Genomic DNA, 17,279 nt, shown 5'->3' on the forward strand with positions numbered 1-17,279 from the left:
CTGAAATATTGCTTACACCACTAAAGGTGTTTTGTGGTTATTTAAAATATTCACATTCCTATTATTTTATTTAAAATCAATGTCTTGAGTGGTATTTGTATATTCACTTAAGGAATAAGGGGTTGATAAAATAATCGAGTACGTTATTATTTAAAACGAAATTGATTAGTGCACTAAATAATTGTTGTCGATTTTAACAACGAGCACTACTAAAAATTAATCGCCACTGAGCTTCTTTATCGGCAGCTGGATTGTTCGAGTAAAGAAACAGTGTACAAATAAAAAATAGGGCTAAGATGATTACGGCACCGTGGGTAGCACACCCCGAAAAAGTGACCACAACTCAGGATGAGTTAACATTTAGAAAACCCGAAATAAGCGACGGCAATCAAGTAAATGCTTTGATTGAGTCGTGTCCTCCTTTGGATACAAATTCTGCCTACTGCAATTTTTTGCAGGCCTCACACTTTAGTGATACATGCGTATTAGCTGAAAAAGATGGTGAAATAGCAGGTTTTGTTTCCGCTTATCTCAAACCATCAAGTCACCCTAATCGACCTGTTCTTTTTATTTGGCAGGTAGCGGTTGCGGAAAATAGCCGTGGCTGTGGATTAGCGTATCGAATGATTAAATCGTTATTAGCGCGTGAGTGTGTTGCTGGCGTTGCTGCAATTGAGACGACGATTACTAAAGACAATCATGGTTCTTGGAACTTATTCCGAAAACTTGAGCGAGAAGATGGTGAAGAAGGACGCGTAAGTGTTTTCTTAGACAAAGAAAATCATTTTGATGGTGAGCATGATAGTGAGTATTTATTTCATATACCGCTTGCTATGAGCTAATACCAACTAACACAAAATTTAAAAATTCTTGGTTGGGAATTCGCTCAATCGAGATACACACATAGGATGATAGACAGGATCAGACATGAATATCTTTAAAAAGCACGAATCAAACGTTCAATGTTATGCCAATAATTTCCCGGTAGTATTTTCATCGGCGAAAGGTTGCTGGCTTCATACCGAAGACGGAGATCGCTACTTAGATTTTCTTGCCGGTGCAGGTTCGTTGAACTATGGCCACAACAACCCTGTTCTCAAAAAAGCATTGCTTGATTATATCGACCAAGATGGTTTAACCCATGGTTTAGATATGCATTCAAAAGCAAAAGGTCATTTCTTAGAAAGCTTTAATGACAAGATTTTAAAACCACGTGATCTGGAATATAAAGTTCAGTTTACTGGACCAACAGGTACCAATGCAGTTGAAGCCGCTATGAAGTTGGCTCGTAAAGTGAAAGCTCGTACTAATATCGTCGCTTTTACTAATGGTTTCCACGGCGTGTCTTACGGTGCGCTAGCGGCAACAGGTAATCAGCATCACCGCGGAGGTGCAGCTATGCCACTTTCGGGTGTGACTCGAATTCCTTATGAGGGTTATGCTGATATTGATGGTTTGGCGTTATTTGAAACTATGCTTGATGATAATTCAGGTGGTTTGGATAAACCTGCCGCAGTACTTGTTGAGGTTGTACAAGGTGAGGGTGGATTAAATGCCGCATCTGATAAATGGTTACAGCGTTTAGAAAAAATCTGTAAAACCAACGATATTTTATTGATTGTTGATGACATTCAAGCCGGCTGTGGCCGTACCGGTACTTTCTTTAGCTTTGAACCATCAGGTATTAAACCCGATATGGTGACATTGTCTAAGTCAATTGGTGGTTACGGTTTACCAATGGCAATTACGTTGATGAAACCTGAACTCGATCAATGGGCTCCAGGTGAGCATAACGGTACGTTCCGTGGTAATAACCATGCGTTTGTAACGGCAGCAGAAGCGATCGATACCTACTGGCACAATGATGAGTTTGAAACGCACATTAAAGAGCGTGCTGAGCAATTAAATAAATCATTACAAAAAGCCTTGAAGCAGTATTCAAACCTATTTGAAGGCATTAAAGGCCGAGGTTTGATGCAGGGTATTGAGTGTAAAAATGGCGATATCTCAGACATGATCACCAGCGAATGTTTTGAAAATGGCATGGTGATTGAGACTGCAGGTCCAAATGATGAAGTTGTGAAATTCTTCTGTCCATTGACAGTAAGTGAGTCAGAACTCGAGCAAGGTATTCATATTTTCGAGAAAGCGGTTGAGAAAATTTCCGCTAAGGTGACTCGTAAAGCGTCTTAATAGTCGCGAATTCCAAAGTAGGGCTTCGAAGTAAACCGAGGCTCTATATACGGGCCCAATGAATACCTAAATGCATTAATAAAAGGATAAAACATGATTGTAAGAACATTAGAAGAATGCCGAAACAGTGAACGTCGAGTAGTCGCAGATACGTGGGAAAGTGTACGTATGTTGTTGCGTGACGACAAAATGGGCTTCTCGTTCCACATTACAAACATCTATGCTGGCACGGATACACACATTCATTACAAAAACCACTTAGAGTCGGTTTACTGTATTTCTGGCGAAGGTGAGATTGAAGTAATTGGTGGTGAAACGTATCCAATTAAACCAGGTACTTTATACATCTTAGACAAGCACGATGAACACCAATTACGTGCATACAAAGATGCTGATATGGTCATGGCTTGTGTGTTTAATCCGCCGATCACTGGCGCGGAAACCCATGATGAAAATGGTGTTTATCCATTAGTTGATTAATTCTTAACTCGTTTCTCGATCGCTACGCTTAGCGTAGTTCGATCGGGATTCTGGGCTAAAGCCTTTAGATACGTATTAATCGAATAGATTATAGAATTTTAAATTATTTACTCATAGGAGCTTATTTTGACTTCTTCAAATAGAAGCCACACTGCCAATAATAAAACTGCAAATCATACCGTTGAAAAAATTGGCGGTACTTCCATGTCAGCCTTTGATGCTGTTCTTGATAACATTCTACTGCGCCCAGAAAACCCATATAACCGTATGTTTGTAGTATCTGCCTACGGTGGTATTACCGATGCATTATTAGAATGTAAGCGTACGGGTAAACCGGGTATTTATCGTTTAGTTGCTGATCGTGATGATGCTTGGGTCGATGCAATGGAAGAACTTGAGCAGCGTATGTTGCTGATCAACGAAAACATGTTTGCTGATCCAATCAGTCGTCGTCGTGCCGATAATTTTATCAAAGACCGCATCGCTAAAGCGACCAACTGTATTAATAATATTATGGAAACTTGCCAATATGGACAGTTTTCAATGCAGCATTATTTGCCGCAAATCCGAGAGTTTTTATCTTCCATCGGTGAAGCACATAGTGCATACAATACTTGCTTGAAGCTAAAAACTCTTGATATTAATGCTAAGTTTGTTGATTTATCAGGTTGGGATTTAGATGAACAGCAAAACGAAGGTAAAGATGTGTCTGGTAATCTTGATACGGTAATTGAAAATGCCCTTCAAGATATCGATATGAGCAAAGAGTTGCCGATTGTTACAGGTTATGTGTATTGCTCGGAAGGTTTAATGAAAACCTATGACCGTGGTTATAGTGAAATGACGTTTAGTCGTTTAGCGGTATTATCAAAAGCTCAACAAGCAGTTATTCATAAAGAGTATCACTTGAGTACCGCTGACCCAAGGATTGTAGGACCAGAAAAAGTGCGTCCAATGGGGCAAACTAACTATGATGTTGCTGACCAATTAGCCAACTTAGGTATGGAAGCGATTCACCCGAATGCAGCGTCAGGTTTACGCCGTAGTGGTATTGAGCTTGTGATTAAAAATACCTTTGAGCCAGAGCATAAAGGTACTTTGATTTCTCATGCTTTCAATCCACACAGCTATGCCGGAAATACGGATAAAGTTGAGATTATTGCAGGCCGTAACAAAGTTTTTGCATTACATATCTTTGATCAAGCAATGGTAGGACAAGCCGATAACGTTGGTTATGAATTAATGGAAATCATTAATGATGAACGTGTCCAACTTGTTGGTAAAGAAATGAACGCAAACTCAATTACTTATTATTTAAGTGGTAATTCTAAGAGTAAAAATAAAGTGCTGTCTCGTGCCGAAAAAGCGTTCCCGAATGCCAAGATTACCGGCAAGATGGTAGCGTTGATTTCAGTCATAGGTGCATCAATTGACACTAATAAGGCGTTAAGTCACGGTATGATTTCATTGATGAATCAAGATATTACACCACGAGCAGCGCACTCATCGATGCGTAATGTTGATGTGCAATTTGTGGTTGATGATGAGAATTACGAGTCGGCAATTTGTACGCTGCATGAAGAGTTTATCGATGGCGTAAAATCAGAGAAAGAGTCTGATAAAGAAAAAGCAGCTTAGTATTGTATAAACTCAAGATAGTTAAATAGAATTAGCCCTTGTGACGCGAAGGTCAATAGACCCTAGCCACAGGGGCTTTTTATTGAATTTAAAGTCAAATTTTCCACCTACGCCTAGAGTACTTTCCGCTTATAACAATGACTACTAGGATAGAGTTAATTGCGTTGCCAGCGAAATTCCATCTGCTTGGCTGTAGCTTCAGCAGTTTCAATACTAGTTAACTCGCTGACAATAAATAAGCTCATATCAATACCCGCAGAGATCCCACCAGAGCTAATTCGGTTACCATCTTGTACCCAACGAACATTTTCCAATACCTCTAGGAGAGGAAATTGTTGGCGTAAGTCTGCAATATCTTCCCAGTGCGTAGTTGCTTTATGAGTTTGTAGAATGCCAGCTTTAGCCAGTAAAAAGGCACCAGTGCATACTGAAGTGATTAAAGGAACAGTTTGACCTTGCTTAGAAATCCAATCAATAGCTAATTCATTATTGATCTCTTGAGTGTGATCACCACCTACTACGATTAAGGTATCTAATTTGGGATGGTTTGAAATATCATAATGCGGTAGAACGTTAAATCCAGAGCGAGCTTTTACCGGCTGCAAATTTTCTGCAATCAAAAAAGCATTAAATGGAGAGGGGCTACATACGCGATTCGCAGTCGTAAATACTTCATAAGGCCCGGAAAAATCCAGTACTTCAGCATTATCATAAATATAGATACCAATGTTCATTTATCATTCCTTGAATGAATATACCCAGAGGTCACTGGGGTATATTAGTTTACCTTTCACTTCCTTTTACAATGAATTGTCTCGAATAGGAAGATTAAAACATACCTACCTTGTTTTATGTGTCATTATTAGAGACAGATATATCAGTTTTTTTGGTATACAAAATCAAATTCAGTACACAACATTAAAGAGAAATGCTATGAAGCTTTTAGTCCGCAATCTTGCTCGCCAAACTACAGAAATTGAAATGCGTAAATTATTTGAAGAATTTGGTGAAGTGGGTGAATGTACCCTTGTTTTAGACCAAGAAACCGGTCAATCGAAAGGCTTTGGTTTTGTGTACATGCCCGATTTAGACCAAGCTAAAACTGCGAGATTTGCGCTAAATGGCAAAGAAATTGATAACAGTAAAATCAAAGTAAAAGTGGCGAGCTAGTCGGTAACGTTACTTCTTTATGCTCGTAGTCTCCGTTATTACGAGCATTTATCATATTGTCGTCTTACTTCTTTTGTAGGGTTATGAGCAATATGCCTGATAAAATCATTATTGATGCCAAGACAAAAGACATTGTAATCGGTTCTTGTACTAAAATCATGCCTCCTAATGCAGCAATGACGGGTACTAGTAGTTGAACAACACCAGCCTGAGTAGCAGATAACCCCTTCAGCGCAATATACCAAATTGCATATCCCACCCCAGAAGTGATTGCACCCGAAATAATGGCAAGTGCTATCCCTGTGTTGGTCAAGGTGTGCTGAGTCGCTAGAATATAACAAACCACCAGTAAACAGAGCGGTAGGCTACGAATAAAGTTTCCTGTGGTATCACTTAAAGGGTCGTGGCTACCTTTACCTCTAATGGTATAGCCTGCCCAAGCGACCCCTGAAATTGCCATCAATAAAAATCCACTAAATGATGGTGTTGATAAACTTGGTAGCACTAAGTAAACAAACCCGCTAAATGCTAAAAATATCCCAATCCATTCGACCAATTTAAGCTTACTACCTTTAAATAATTGGTAAATGATCATGGTGATTTGTACAGCACCGAATAATATTAATGCGCCAGTCCCAGTGCTAATAGAAAGGTAAGCAATCGAAAAGCAAAGTGCATAGATAAACAGAAATATTGCCGATATGGTACTGCCTTTAAGTGACGGGAGCTTTACGGCTTTATTTTTTGATATAGACGTGATCATGAGTAAAACGGCTAACATGATCGCACCTGATAATAACCGTAGGCTAGTAAAGCTGAGAGGGTCGATATTGCTATCGATTAACGCAAGGCGTGCGAGTACTGAATTAGCAGCAAAAGCGATTAAGGCACATAGAGTAAACGTTAGAGTAATAACTGGGTATTGAGATAAACTTTGTGATCTGGTGTTCACTATTTTGTGCCTCTGATTAGTCATGATAATTAGTGATGCGCGTGTTCACTTGCTTCTTTATTCATTGGCTTCATGCCAGCCATGACTTTTTTAACTGGTACATCTAGCGTTTCAGTTTCACCATTGGCATAAGATAAATTGACCGAAATAGTTTCGCCTTCAACTAGTGGTTGCTTCACACCTAATAACATAATGTGATAACTACCCGGCTTTAAGATAACTTCACTTTCTGCTGGCAATACAATGCGATCCACTTGACGCATTTTCATTAGATCACCATCTTTCTCAACCGTGTGTAACTCCGTTTTTTCTGCTACATCTGTTGAGGCAGAAACTAATGCTCTTTCAACTTTCATGTGGTTTTCGACGGTCATAAATACGGCACTATTTACCGCATTTGGTGGTGTTGCACGTGCGTAAGGCTCATCATAGGCTAATCCATCATGAGCTAATGCATAGCCACTGATGAGTAGGCTAGATAATATTAAAGCGTTTTTTTTCATTGCGCGTCTTCCTTTTCAATTTGTTGAATCGCGAGAATAAGAGGTTGAGGATTTAAGGTATGAGGGACTTTCTTGAGTAATGAACCGTCAGGCTTTACAAAATAAAAATACGAGCTGTGATCAATAGTATAGGTCAGTGCAGAATCGGCTAACTCCGTTTTTTGAAAAATAACCCCATATTGGTGAGCAAGAGTGCTGATATCTTGTAATGAACCTGAGTAACCTTCAATGCTAGGGTGAAAATAGTGTGCGTATTTTTGAGCGTCAGTACCAGAATCACGTTCGGGGTCAAGCGTAATAAACATTGGGCGAATGTCTTCTAAGTATTGAGGCTCAATTTGCTTTAAAGCGGCGGCAAGCATCGCAAGCGAAGTTGGGCAAACATCCGGGCAACGTGTAAAACCAAAGTAGATAATACGAATGCGAGGATCATCAGCAGAAAAAATATCTACGTTATCAGCCCCATCGGTTTCAAGAGTGATTGAAGCTGTTGCTTCGGTCTGAGTGCTGTCCTTTTGTAAAAACAAGTTTAGCGTTACACCTAGTGCAAAAGCGAATACCAGTATTAAAATCCATGATTTTTTCATTTTTCCATCCTGATTGAGGTGTAAATTTTATTACCTTGTTGGTCAGTCAATGTGCCTATCCAAGTCATCTTCTCATAAGTACAAATGGGTAATACAATTGTGCCCTGATACTGACCATTTTGTTGTTTTAATATAGGAAACTTCACCACCCCTAGATCCATTTCCAGCCCTCGTAGCGTCAGTATTAGTTTATCACTCTGAGCCTCTTGCCAATTCACATTAATATGAGTGGTTTCTAAAGGCTTAGCGACGTCGGTATCTAATGTTATCTCAACGCCTTTTTGCTCACATTGTTGAGTTGATAATGCGCAATATTGAGAAGGTTCAAGAGGTAAGTTTACTTGTTTAGTTGAGTTGATAATATGCATGATATTGGGGGCATAAAAGCCCGCTAGTAAAGCAATAGGTATTAATAACAACCAAATCAATGTTGTACGATTTTTAGGAAATAAAGAGAACAAGTGAGTCATAATTTGTATTCATAACGAAAGCGTTGAAAGATGCTATCACAGAGAGTAAACAGGTACAGGCCTTAACGTGACTTTCTTGAAGTGAATAACATTCATCGCTGAAAAAGCCCAAATCGATAGCGATGTTCGATTTGGACTGAAATAAATATTGTAGTAGCAGGTTCTAATCTTTCTTGTTAGCGGCTTTTTCTAACAACCAAACAATCGCGATTCCACCGAGCATACAAGCAATTGCTAATATAAATTGTGATGGCTGACCAACAATTTGTTCAAACTGCTGAGGTAATAAGTTGTGCTCTACTAAAGGCACTTGTTCACCGTGAGAATTAATACGCCAGCTGATCGTTTCCTTCCAAGGCCAGATTTTTGGCAGTGTTCCAACCATTAAACCCGTTAAAAAAATCAACGTTGCTGAACGATGTTTGTTTAATAGCCATGAAAGCAAGTGAGAAAAGCTCAGCAAGCCAACGACCGCACCAATGGAGAATAACCCTAGAATACCAATATTAAGTTCTTTCACTGCGGTCAAGATTGTTGGGTAAATTCCAAGTAATAACAGTATAAAGCTGCCCGATATCCCCGGAAGGATCATCGCACAAATTGCGATTGCACCGGCGAGGATTAAATTCAGAGTGGTTGGTTGTAAATCTAAAGGTTGCAGTACCGTAATGGTGTAAGCGAACGCAACCCCAATCAATAGGAAGATAACATGGTGTAAACGGCGGTCTTCAACTTGTTTAAGAATATGAATCACAGAGATCAAAATCAAACCGAAGAAAAATGACCACAACGGAATTGGGTGGGTAACGAGTAGCCAGGAGATTAGCTTCGCTAGAGTTAAAATACTGGTTAAAATACCGCCGAATAATGCAATAAGAAAACCAGCGTTAATATGCGTCAATACCGCTTTAAAGCCTTCACGTTTCCACAAGCTAAATAAGCTTGGGTTCACTTTACGAATGCTACCTAGAAGCGTGTCATAAATACCAGTAATAAAGGCAATTGTGCCACCAGATACACCAGGTACAACATCGGCCGCACCCATTGCAATGCCTTTAAGATAAGTCCAAAGATAATTCATATATCAACACCATCAAAATAAGTGACCATGTGCCCATAGCCTAATTTAGCGCGTAGGTTGGCATGGTTTACTTAAAATGAAAAGTTCTAGTTAATTGAATTTACACTTATTCACTGAAATGCCCACCAAAACGCTTGGTAAAAGGCTTCTTTTGCTTCTTTTTCGATCATTAGTCCATTGGAGGTGACTAAGCGATCAAATGGCCAAGTCATTACTTCTTGAATCGATACGCGCAACATTGCTTTATTTTTGAATTTACGGCGTTCTTGATAAGGCAGGCGAAGTTGGTGTTTTCCACCTTGAATCAATGATGCTAATTTTTGTCCTATTGGTAAGTGAGGCTGTATTGCGACAAGGTTGTCACTGATAAAAAGGGTGCGACTAACCGGATCACAAAACAACATTTTATTGGGTGTATCATCATTGCCAATTGCGGTTTGAAAGAGTTGTCCTTGCCATTGTGGTGGAGTTTGTTTTGATAGCACACCATCAAAGTTGAGATCGGTTCTTTTCTCAATCAATGAGTGAGTAGCAAAAAAGTAGGCTTTTGAATAGGCAAGCCACCAATCAGATAAGTGCTGGTGGTAACTTGGTGTTGAGGACACAACGTATTTTACCGCACCTAGTTTGGACAAGGCGAGTTGGCATTGGGTGGTTAATTCAATTGGCGAGATAAGCATGAGTTCATCATTGTCTAATTTTATGATCACCATGCGTTGTATGTGCGTTAAACCAAACTTACGATAAGGCTTATCAATGTACCAAATTCGATTTGGTTCCCATTCTGTAAACATCAGGCTTGCTTCCTTGCAAACAAATACTCAGCCAGAGTGTATAGCAAAGTGTTGTATTGGTCAGCGTCTTTATGTTTCAAAGTACATATAAAAAACGGCCACCTTGGGTATAAAGGTGGCCAAATATTGAGTTATTTACTTTGTTGGTTATTTAGGGAAGATCTGGTTCCAATCTTTCTTCATATCTACCACGTTCCATTTATCTTTTTCTGCAAGAATCATGGCTTTTTCAAGGTGACCAACAGATGAATCTTTATCGTATGCCCATTCACGTTTGTCATCTGTGTGGTGTACTAAAATGGCTAGGGTTGGGTGAGAGGATGACTTAGTCCATTGTAACATTTCTAAATCACCATCTGAGTTACCGCCTGCAATTACAGGTTTTTTACCGATATAAGTTTGAATAGTTGATGGCTTCTGGGCTTTATCATTATTCACACCAATTTCAGGTAGACGCATGATCACGGGCTTGCCATCAACAATCTTATATTCTGTTTTTAGTGACGAACCAAAAATCTGCTCTTTAGGAATATTATATGCTTCAGGCGCCCATGCTCGCATAAATTCAACGCCACCAGCTGAAACAATGTAAGTTTTAAAGTTATTATCTTGTAGGTAAGACAAAAGCTCTACCATTGGTTGGTAGATCATTTTGTTGAATGGGCGTTTAGTTACCGGGTGGCGGGCTGTCTTGATCCATTCTTTGACCGTTGCTTCAAACTCTTGTGTTGTCATACCTGAGTGTGAAGTTAAGATTAACTTTGCGATTCCTTCCATACCGGATTTACTGATGCCTTCTATATCGCCTTTAATAGCAGAGGCAAAAGGTTCTTCCGTCTTCCATTCTGGGTGATTTTTAGCTTGTGCCTTAATTTGGTCAATCGCAAAATAAATTTGGAAGTAAACCGGCTTTTCACCCCATAAAGTTCCATCGTTATCGAAAGTAGCGATACGGTCTGAAACTGGAATAAAATGCTCATTTCCTTCTTGAGTGACGGTGGAAACATATTCAACAATCTGCTTTTTTATATCAGTGTTGTTCCAAGAAGGAAGGGGATCTAGGGCCGTGTTTGCAAGAGAAAAATGAGAAAATGCGAGCATGACTAAAGGGAGAAAAAAGGAAGATATTCGTTTCATAAAGCGTCCTTAACTTTGATTTTAGAGGTCTGCGTACTTATCTAAAGCAGCAGACCTAAATGAGCGATAAATGCCATATGCCTTAACTATAAACCCTAAAGTTACATAAGCAAGGCGAAGAAATTATTGTTTTATTTTACTGGTTAATTCCTTGATGACGTATTCTGGTGCATATTGACTTAATTCATCAATACATTGCTGAGCTTTCGGGTTACCGTAACGCGCATAGATATCACATACGGCATACAACTGTTCCGGAGCGCCTGAAATTAAGTAGGCTTTTTCAAAAGATGCTGTCGAAGCGGTTACATCAAACTCTTCTTGTAACACACCATTAAGATACCAGTAATAACTATTGTCTTTAGCTAAGGTAGCTGCCGATTTTATCTCTTTTGATGCTTGTTCTTTTTGGCCTAAGCGCACTAATGCCAATGACTTTGAATAGTGTAAATCAGCATTATTAGGAAGCGTTTTTAAAGCTTTATCTAAAATTTCAATAGCTTTTTGATTGTGCTCTTGACCTCGTTCATTATCGGCTAAACTCAACCAAATTTGAGGATTATGCAAATCGTCTTCTAATAATGAGCGATATAATTCGTCTGCTTTCTGCCATTCTTGATGCCAACGATAAGTATCAGCGAGTAAAAGTTGAGAATCTTGATCTGAGCGTGCTTTTAAATGAGCTTTTAATTCACTGACGACAGGCTCTAATTGTGCTTGCTGAGCTTTATCCATATTACTGAAATCACGCACTAAATTCATGGCTGCGGTAATACGAACCTTTTCCACTTTATCTTTTAATAAAGGCGATATCATTGACCAGCGGTGCTCTGCTTTATATGGCTCGGCTCCTACAATAGCAGCTTCACGCACGATAGGATCTTTATCTTTTAGTGCTCGAGCGACCGCAACCAATGAATTTTGATTTGGAAAGCGAGATAGCTGGCGTAGTGCGTCGGCACGCTCCTCACTGGAAGCTTTGATATTTTGAGCAGTATAAGCAAGTTGTTGAATTCGCTCTTGGGCTGTTGGAGTCTGCTGCTGTTCGACTGGCGTTGATTGCTCTACTGCATTATTCGGCGCAGCTGATACAGGGCAGACCAAGAATAGAGACGTTAAAATAAGTAATGCTTTTTTCATGGAAAATCCTATTAGTATTTGGTTTGAACAGCCGCACGTTGTGCTATTTGTGAATGTAGTGCTGCATCACTGAACTTTCCATGTGCTACAGGATGTCCTAGGTGTCTTAATATGTATGACAATGAACGATCGATATGAGAGAAAAATTTATGCCAACCGGCGCATAGATAGTTTAAACCTGGCTCACCATCATGGGTGCTAATAAATCGATTTTTAGGGCACTCACCATGGCAAGCAAACCGGTAGTCACAACGTTGACACTGTTGAGTTAACATTTGAGACTTAGCAAAACCAAACTCTTGTTGTTTTACGCTATAAGCCATTTTTTCAATCGTTTGATCATGAATATTTCCGATTTTATATTCAGGGTAAACATAATGGTCGCAGGCAAAAACATCACCATTAGGTTCCATTGCAAGACCTTTACCGCAGATCTCACCTAGGGTACATAATGGATTTTTACGACCCATCCAAGTTTCTACACAAGCTTCAAAGTATTGAACAAAGACTTTGCCAATATCATTATTAATCCATTCATCGAATACTGTGATTAAAAAATTCCCCCATGCATGATCGGAAACACACCAAGGTTCCATTATGGAGTTTTTATTACCTGGAATTAATCGTTTATCCCCTTGTCGAGGTTGCGCATTTTCACTTGTTTGTGGCGCCGTTGAACGGAATGTTTTTTGCTCAACTATTGGGATGAATTGCATTTGTGGTGATTTCACTTCATCTCGTAAGAAGCGATAAACTTCAAGGGCATTTTGGCTAGTTAGGTTATTCACACAGGTCAGAGTAGCAAATTTTACCTTATGCTTATGTAATAGTTCGACAGCCTTCATTACTTGTTTAAAGGTGCCTTTACCTGCACGGTTGGTACGGTAAGCATTATGCAATAACTCAGGGCCGTCGATGCTTAATCCAACTAAAAAATCATTTTCTGCTAAAAATTCACACCAAGTATCATTTAGTAGAGTGCCATTGGTTTGCAAATCATTTGATATGTGTATTCCTTCTGGGCGGTACTTATTTTGTAGCTCTACAACTTTTTTAAAATAATTCACGCCGAGCATTGTTGGCTCACCGCCTTGCCAAGAAAAAATAATCTCAGGTGTATTTTGTCCTTCAATATACTGACGAATGTAAGTCTCAAGATCATCTTCAGACATTTCTGGAGAACAACCTTTTTTATACTCAAGTAAGTCTTGTTTACTAAGGTAATAACAATAATCACAGTCTATATTACAAACTGCGCCAATGGGTTTTGCCATAACATGCATGCGCTTAGAGGCTTTGCCATTAAATTGTGGACCTTGTGTAATATGCATTATAAAGACCTTAATTCACGTGAATATTGTTATCATCATACTGAATATTGATAATAATAACTTGTTATACAGGCTATAACTGTTAGCTATATCTCCAAGTGAATTCAATACCTTGAAGTTACTTAGGGATATAAAAAACCGAGTTAAGTAAGAGGGGATACTTAAACTCGGTTTTTAGTAACAAAGTTATGACTTATTTTTTAGATTCTACTTCTGCTTTTAGCTTATCTAAATCTTGTAATTTTTTATTTAAGTTTAGAGAGTTAGAACTAATTGAACCTGGGTTCATTGTCATGCCTGTCTGATGTGGATACTGATCTAATGTTTTTACAAAATCCCCCACAATCTTCTGTGCTGGTACGAATAACCACATGTTTTTAGCTGCCCACTTAGTGTACATGCCTGATTCGTGTGGTGCTCTTTCAAATGGGTCAGCACGTAGGTTAATGATCTGAGGCCAGTTTGGAGTAAAGCGAACAGCGTTTGTGATATCACCTTCCATTGTTGCGAAGTTTAGTTTCCAATCTTCCCAACGGATGGCGTTTAGCTCACCATTTGCACTAAAGTACAATAGTGAATCACGTGGTGCTTTATCAGTTTCACCTTTGAAGTAAGGTAAGAAGTTGTATCCATCGATATGAACACGGAAATCTTTACCATTAGCTTTGTAACCTTTCGCAAGTTTCTCTTTTACATCAGGTACGCCAGCTGCTGCCAATAAGGTTGGTAGCCAATCCTGGTGAGCCATCATATCATTGATTTGTGTTCCAGGTTTTAACACACCAGGCCAACGAACAAGTTGAGGTACACGAGTACCACCTTCCCAAGTTGTGCCTTTTTCACCGTAGAATGGTGTGTTACCACCATCAGGCCAAGTAACGGTTTCGGCACCGTTATCTGTGGTATAGATGACGATGGTGTTATCTGCAATGCCTAGTTCATCAAGTTTATCAAGTAAAATACCAACTTGGTCATCCGCTTCAATCATACCATCAGCATAAATACTGACTCCGGTAACTCCGCGATATTTTTCTTGTAGACGAGTCCATACGTGCATGCGTGTTGAGTTATGCCAAATGAAAAATGGTTTGTCTGCTTTAACCGCTTTTTCCATAAAGTTTATAGTACCCTCAAGGAACTCTTCATCGGCATGCTCCATGCGTTTACGAGTCATTGGGCCAGTATCTTCAATTTTACCGTCAGCATAAGAATGGATGACACCACGAGGGCCGTAATTTTTACGGAACTCAGGATCTTTTGGATAGTAGTAACTTTCCGGCTCTTCCTCTGCATTTAAGTGATATAAGTTACCAAAGAACTCATCAAAACCATGATTTGTCGGCAAGTGATTATCTTGGTCACCTAGGTGGTTTTTACCAAATTGGCCGGTCATGTAACCTTGTTCTTTTAGTAGATCTGCAATGGTTGGAGTCCAATCAGCAATACCTTGTTTAGAACCTGGCATACCGATAGTTAATAAACCAACACGGAAAGGTTCTTCACCAGTAATAAACGCAGCACGACCAGCCGTACATGATTGTTGACCGTAATGATCAGTAAATAACGCACCTTCATTAGCGATACGGTCAATGTTAGGGGTTTTATAACCCATCATGCCTTGGTTGTATGCACTAATATTCCAATAACCTATATCATCACCAAATATTGCTAGAATATTTGGTTTATCCGCGGCCATAGCGGCAGTAGAGCTTGCAAGTAACCCCACACCTACTGCTAGTTTACTTAACTTATGTGCCATTTTTGACTCCATTAATATCATTGAATTTAGATAGAAAAACTTCGTATCAAAGCTTACTTTATGGAGAGGGCATGGGTTTGTCGCTTTATACTAAATATAACCAGAGGTTATTTAGATAAGCTATTGATGATAAAAAGAGGTCGATATTTGAGCTTGATAAAGGCTTGAATGATTTATCAGGCTTGAAATTGGTAGTTCAATAAGGATAAGCACTTAGATAAAAGGCTCATCTAGCTTGAGAAGTTTTAAGTGGTTTTGTGATCAATCACTAAATTTTACGATTAGATAAAACGGTAATTTCCAAGAATAAGAAAGAAAAACCAACCATTAATATTTTCAATGGTTGGTTTTTGGTTTTATTCAAATAACATTATTTTGTTGTCGGTGCTTCTTGAAGTTTTTTCATAACCGAGTCTAGGTTAAATGAAGCTGGAGTTTGGCTTGGTGGGAATTCTTCAAATGTTTGTAAGAATTTCGCAACATAAGCCTGTGCAGGAACATATAGATAAACATGATCTAGCACCCAATCCCAATAGGTATTAGAGGTGATATCTGCTTGCTCATATGGATCTGAACGTAAGTTAAATAGCTTCGGTGTACGTAGTGGGGTAAACGGATCAGCCCATACTTGTAGTGTGCCAGGTGTACGTTGTTCCATGAATACGATTTTCCAGCTCTCGTAGCGTAATGCAACAAGCTGACCATCGTCGTTAAAGTAAAAGAATTCTTTACGAGGTGACTCTTTTTCTTTTCCTGTTAAGTAAGGTAGTTGGTTATAACCATCAAGGTGTACTTTGAACGTTTTATCGGCAACTTTTTTGCCTTTAAGTAGCTCTTCTTTGACGTTTGCCTCACCTGCTGCAGCAAGAATCGTTGGCAACCAATCTAAGCCACTGACAATACCATTCGCAACCGTTCCTGGTTGGATATGACCAGGCCAGCGGATCATGGCTGGAACACGGTAAGCACCTTCCCAGTTAGTTACTTTTTCACTACGGAATGGGCTAAGAGCGGCATCTGGCCACGTGTTTTTATGTGGGCCGTTGTCTGTGGTGTAAAGAACAATTGTATTGTCTGCCACACCGAGGTCATCGAGTTTTTTCAGTATCTGACCGACTTGACCATCATGCTCAATCATACCATCTGCATATTCGGTACGAGAGTTTAGTCCAGGTTTATCACGGTGTTCATCCTTCACATGAGTTCGGAAGTGCATACGAGTAGCATTCCACCAAACAAAGAAAGGTTTATCCGCTTTAACTTGTTTTTCCATAAAATCCATTGCAGCAGAAACAGTTTCTTCATCAATGGTTTCCATTCGTTTACGAGTTAGAGGACCGGTATCTTCAACCTTACCATCAGCATAAGAGTGAATAACACCACGAGGACCATATTTCTTTCTAAATTCAGGATCTTGCGGATAGTTGCGTTGCTCAGGCTCTTCTTCCGCATTTAGGTGATATAGGTTACCGAAAAATTCGTCAAACCCATGGTTTGTCGGTAAAAATTCGTCACGATCGCCTAAGTGGTTTTTACCAAATTGGCCTGTTGCATAACCAAGTGGTTTTAAAAGTTGTGCGATGGTGACATCTCGTTCTTGCAAACCTACATCAGCACCAGGTAAACCGACTTTAGCTAGTCCGGTACGAAGCGTTGTTTGACCTGTAATAAATGTCGAGCGACCAGCGGTACAACTTTGTTCTGCGTAATAGTCAGTAAAAATCGTACCATCATTGGCAATTTGATCAATATTTGGTGTTTTATAACCAACTAATCCCATTGTATAAGCTGAGATGTTGGTTTGACCAATATCATCGCCCATAATTACCAATACATTTGGCTTTTCTGTGGCAGCGAAAGCATTAAATGAAGCAATCGCCCCTGCTAACGTGACCGTTTTTTTTAAAATCGGATGCATAGCCCCTCCTGAGCAATATCCATATGAGCAAGATGCTCATATTTCAAAAACAATACTATACGAATAAACTATAGATATATATTGTAAGTTTATCATTGTTTTTTATGTATTATTTGCTGATAACCT

General features: G+C 39.3%; 17 protein-coding genes. 5 read left to right on the forward strand and 12 right to left on the reverse strand.

Features of this window, described 5'->3' with window-relative positions; genetic code table 11:
• Nucleotides 1-296 precede the first annotated feature (296 nt).
• The 4 genes from ectA (at nucleotide 297) to QQJ93_RS03330 (ending at nucleotide 4,311) form a co-directional block, all read left to right on the forward strand.
• A complete protein-coding gene (gene ectA, locus QQJ93_RS03315; RefSeq protein WP_089124077.1) occupies nucleotides 297-842 on the forward strand; it encodes a diaminobutyrate acetyltransferase in 546 nt (181 codons plus the stop codon).
• 85 nt (nucleotides 843-927) lie between these two features.
• Nucleotides 928-2,193, forward strand: a complete 1,266-nt coding sequence (gene ectB, locus QQJ93_RS03320; protein ID WP_089124078.1) for a diaminobutyrate--2-oxoglutarate transaminase — start codon at nucleotides 928-930, stop codon at nucleotides 2,191-2,193.
• Nucleotides 2,194-2,286: 93 nt separating this feature from the next.
• Nucleotides 2,287-2,673 (forward strand): ectoine synthase, encoded by a 387-nt coding sequence (locus QQJ93_RS03325; RefSeq protein ID WP_089124079.1) that lies wholly within the window; start codon nucleotides 2,287-2,289, stop codon nucleotides 2,671-2,673.
• A 126-nt stretch (nucleotides 2,674-2,799) separates the two neighbouring features.
• Complete coding sequence (locus QQJ93_RS03330; protein WP_089124080.1) at nucleotides 2,800-4,311, forward strand: aspartate kinase; 1,512 nt, start codon at nucleotides 2,800-2,802, stop codon at nucleotides 4,309-4,311.
• A 155-nt stretch (nucleotides 4,312-4,466) separates the two neighbouring features.
• Here the strand turns inward: QQJ93_RS03330 and QQJ93_RS03335 are convergent, their stop codons facing one another.
• Nucleotides 4,467-5,045 carry a DJ-1/PfpI family protein gene (locus QQJ93_RS03335; RefSeq protein WP_089124081.1) on the reverse strand — a complete coding sequence of 193 codons (579 nt, stop codon included), beginning with the start codon at nucleotides 5,043-5,045 and terminating at the stop codon, nucleotides 4,467-4,469.
• Nucleotides 5,046-5,244: 199 nt separating this feature from the next.
• Between QQJ93_RS03335 and QQJ93_RS03340 the strand changes: the two genes are divergently transcribed.
• Complete coding sequence (locus QQJ93_RS03340) at nucleotides 5,245-5,481, forward strand: RNA recognition motif domain-containing protein (RefSeq protein WP_089124082.1); 237 nt, start codon at nucleotides 5,245-5,247, stop codon at nucleotides 5,479-5,481.
• Between the two features lie 64 nt (nucleotides 5,482-5,545).
• Here the strand turns inward: QQJ93_RS03340 and QQJ93_RS03345 are convergent, their stop codons facing one another.
• The 11 genes from QQJ93_RS03345 to QQJ93_RS03395 all read right to left on the reverse strand — a co-directional run bounded on the left by QQJ93_RS03345 (nucleotide 5,546) and on the right by QQJ93_RS03395 (nucleotide 17,153).
• On the reverse strand, nucleotides 5,546-6,433 hold the full coding sequence (locus tag QQJ93_RS03345; RefSeq protein WP_284186027.1) for a DMT family transporter: 888 nt from the start codon (nucleotides 6,431-6,433) through the stop codon (nucleotides 5,546-5,548).
• A 29-nt stretch (nucleotides 6,434-6,462) separates the two neighbouring features.
• Nucleotides 6,463-6,936 (reverse strand): copper chaperone PCu(A)C, encoded by a 474-nt coding sequence (locus tag QQJ93_RS03350; RefSeq protein ID WP_089124084.1) that lies wholly within the window; start codon nucleotides 6,934-6,936, stop codon nucleotides 6,463-6,465.
• Complete coding sequence (locus QQJ93_RS03355; RefSeq protein WP_089124085.1) at nucleotides 6,933-7,523, reverse strand: SCO family protein; 591 nt, start codon at nucleotides 7,521-7,523, stop codon at nucleotides 6,933-6,935. The genes QQJ93_RS03350 and QQJ93_RS03355 overlap by 4 nt, the downstream gene beginning before the upstream one ends.
• Entirely contained in the window at nucleotides 7,520-7,993 is a 474-nt protein-coding gene (locus tag QQJ93_RS03360; RefSeq protein WP_089124086.1) for a hypothetical protein, read from the reverse strand. The genes QQJ93_RS03355 and QQJ93_RS03360 overlap by 4 nt, the downstream gene beginning before the upstream one ends.
• Nucleotides 7,994-8,156: 163 nt before the next feature.
• Nucleotides 8,157-9,074, reverse strand: coding sequence for a polyprenyl-phosphate transporter (locus QQJ93_RS03365; RefSeq protein WP_089124087.1), 918 nt, complete (start codon nucleotides 9,072-9,074; stop codon nucleotides 8,157-8,159).
• Between the two features lie 110 nt (nucleotides 9,075-9,184).
• On the reverse strand, nucleotides 9,185-9,868 hold the full coding sequence (locus QQJ93_RS03370) for a hypothetical protein (protein WP_089124088.1): 684 nt from the start codon (nucleotides 9,866-9,868) through the stop codon (nucleotides 9,185-9,187).
• Between the two features lie 147 nt (nucleotides 9,869-10,015).
• Entirely contained in the window at nucleotides 10,016-11,005 is a 990-nt protein-coding gene (locus tag QQJ93_RS03375) for an HAD family hydrolase (RefSeq protein ID WP_089124089.1), read from the reverse strand.
• Nucleotides 11,006-11,128: 123 nt separating this feature from the next.
• Entirely contained in the window at nucleotides 11,129-12,145 is a 1,017-nt protein-coding gene (locus tag QQJ93_RS03380) for a tetratricopeptide repeat protein (RefSeq protein WP_089124090.1), read from the reverse strand.
• Nucleotides 12,146-12,156: 11 nt separating this feature from the next.
• The gene (locus QQJ93_RS03385) at nucleotides 12,157-13,476 is read right to left on the reverse strand and encodes an anaerobic sulfatase maturase (RefSeq protein WP_089124091.1); all 1,320 of its coding nucleotides are present in this window, start codon (nucleotides 13,474-13,476) and stop codon (nucleotides 12,157-12,159) included.
• Between the two features lie 193 nt (nucleotides 13,477-13,669).
• Nucleotides 13,670-15,235 carry an arylsulfatase gene (locus QQJ93_RS03390; protein ID WP_089124092.1) on the reverse strand — a complete coding sequence of 522 codons (1,566 nt, stop codon included), beginning with the start codon at nucleotides 15,233-15,235 and terminating at the stop codon, nucleotides 13,670-13,672.
• Between the two features lie 370 nt (nucleotides 15,236-15,605).
• A complete protein-coding gene (locus QQJ93_RS03395) occupies nucleotides 15,606-17,153 on the reverse strand; it encodes an arylsulfatase (protein WP_089124093.1) in 1,548 nt (515 codons plus the stop codon).
• Between the last annotated feature and the right edge of the window lie 126 nt (nucleotides 17,154-17,279).

The sequence above is a fragment of the Vibrio algivorus genome (genome assembly GCF_030161215.1).
In the GTDB taxonomy this organism is placed as follows: Bacteria; Pseudomonadota; Gammaproteobacteria; order Enterobacterales; family Vibrionaceae; genus Vibrio; species Vibrio algivorus.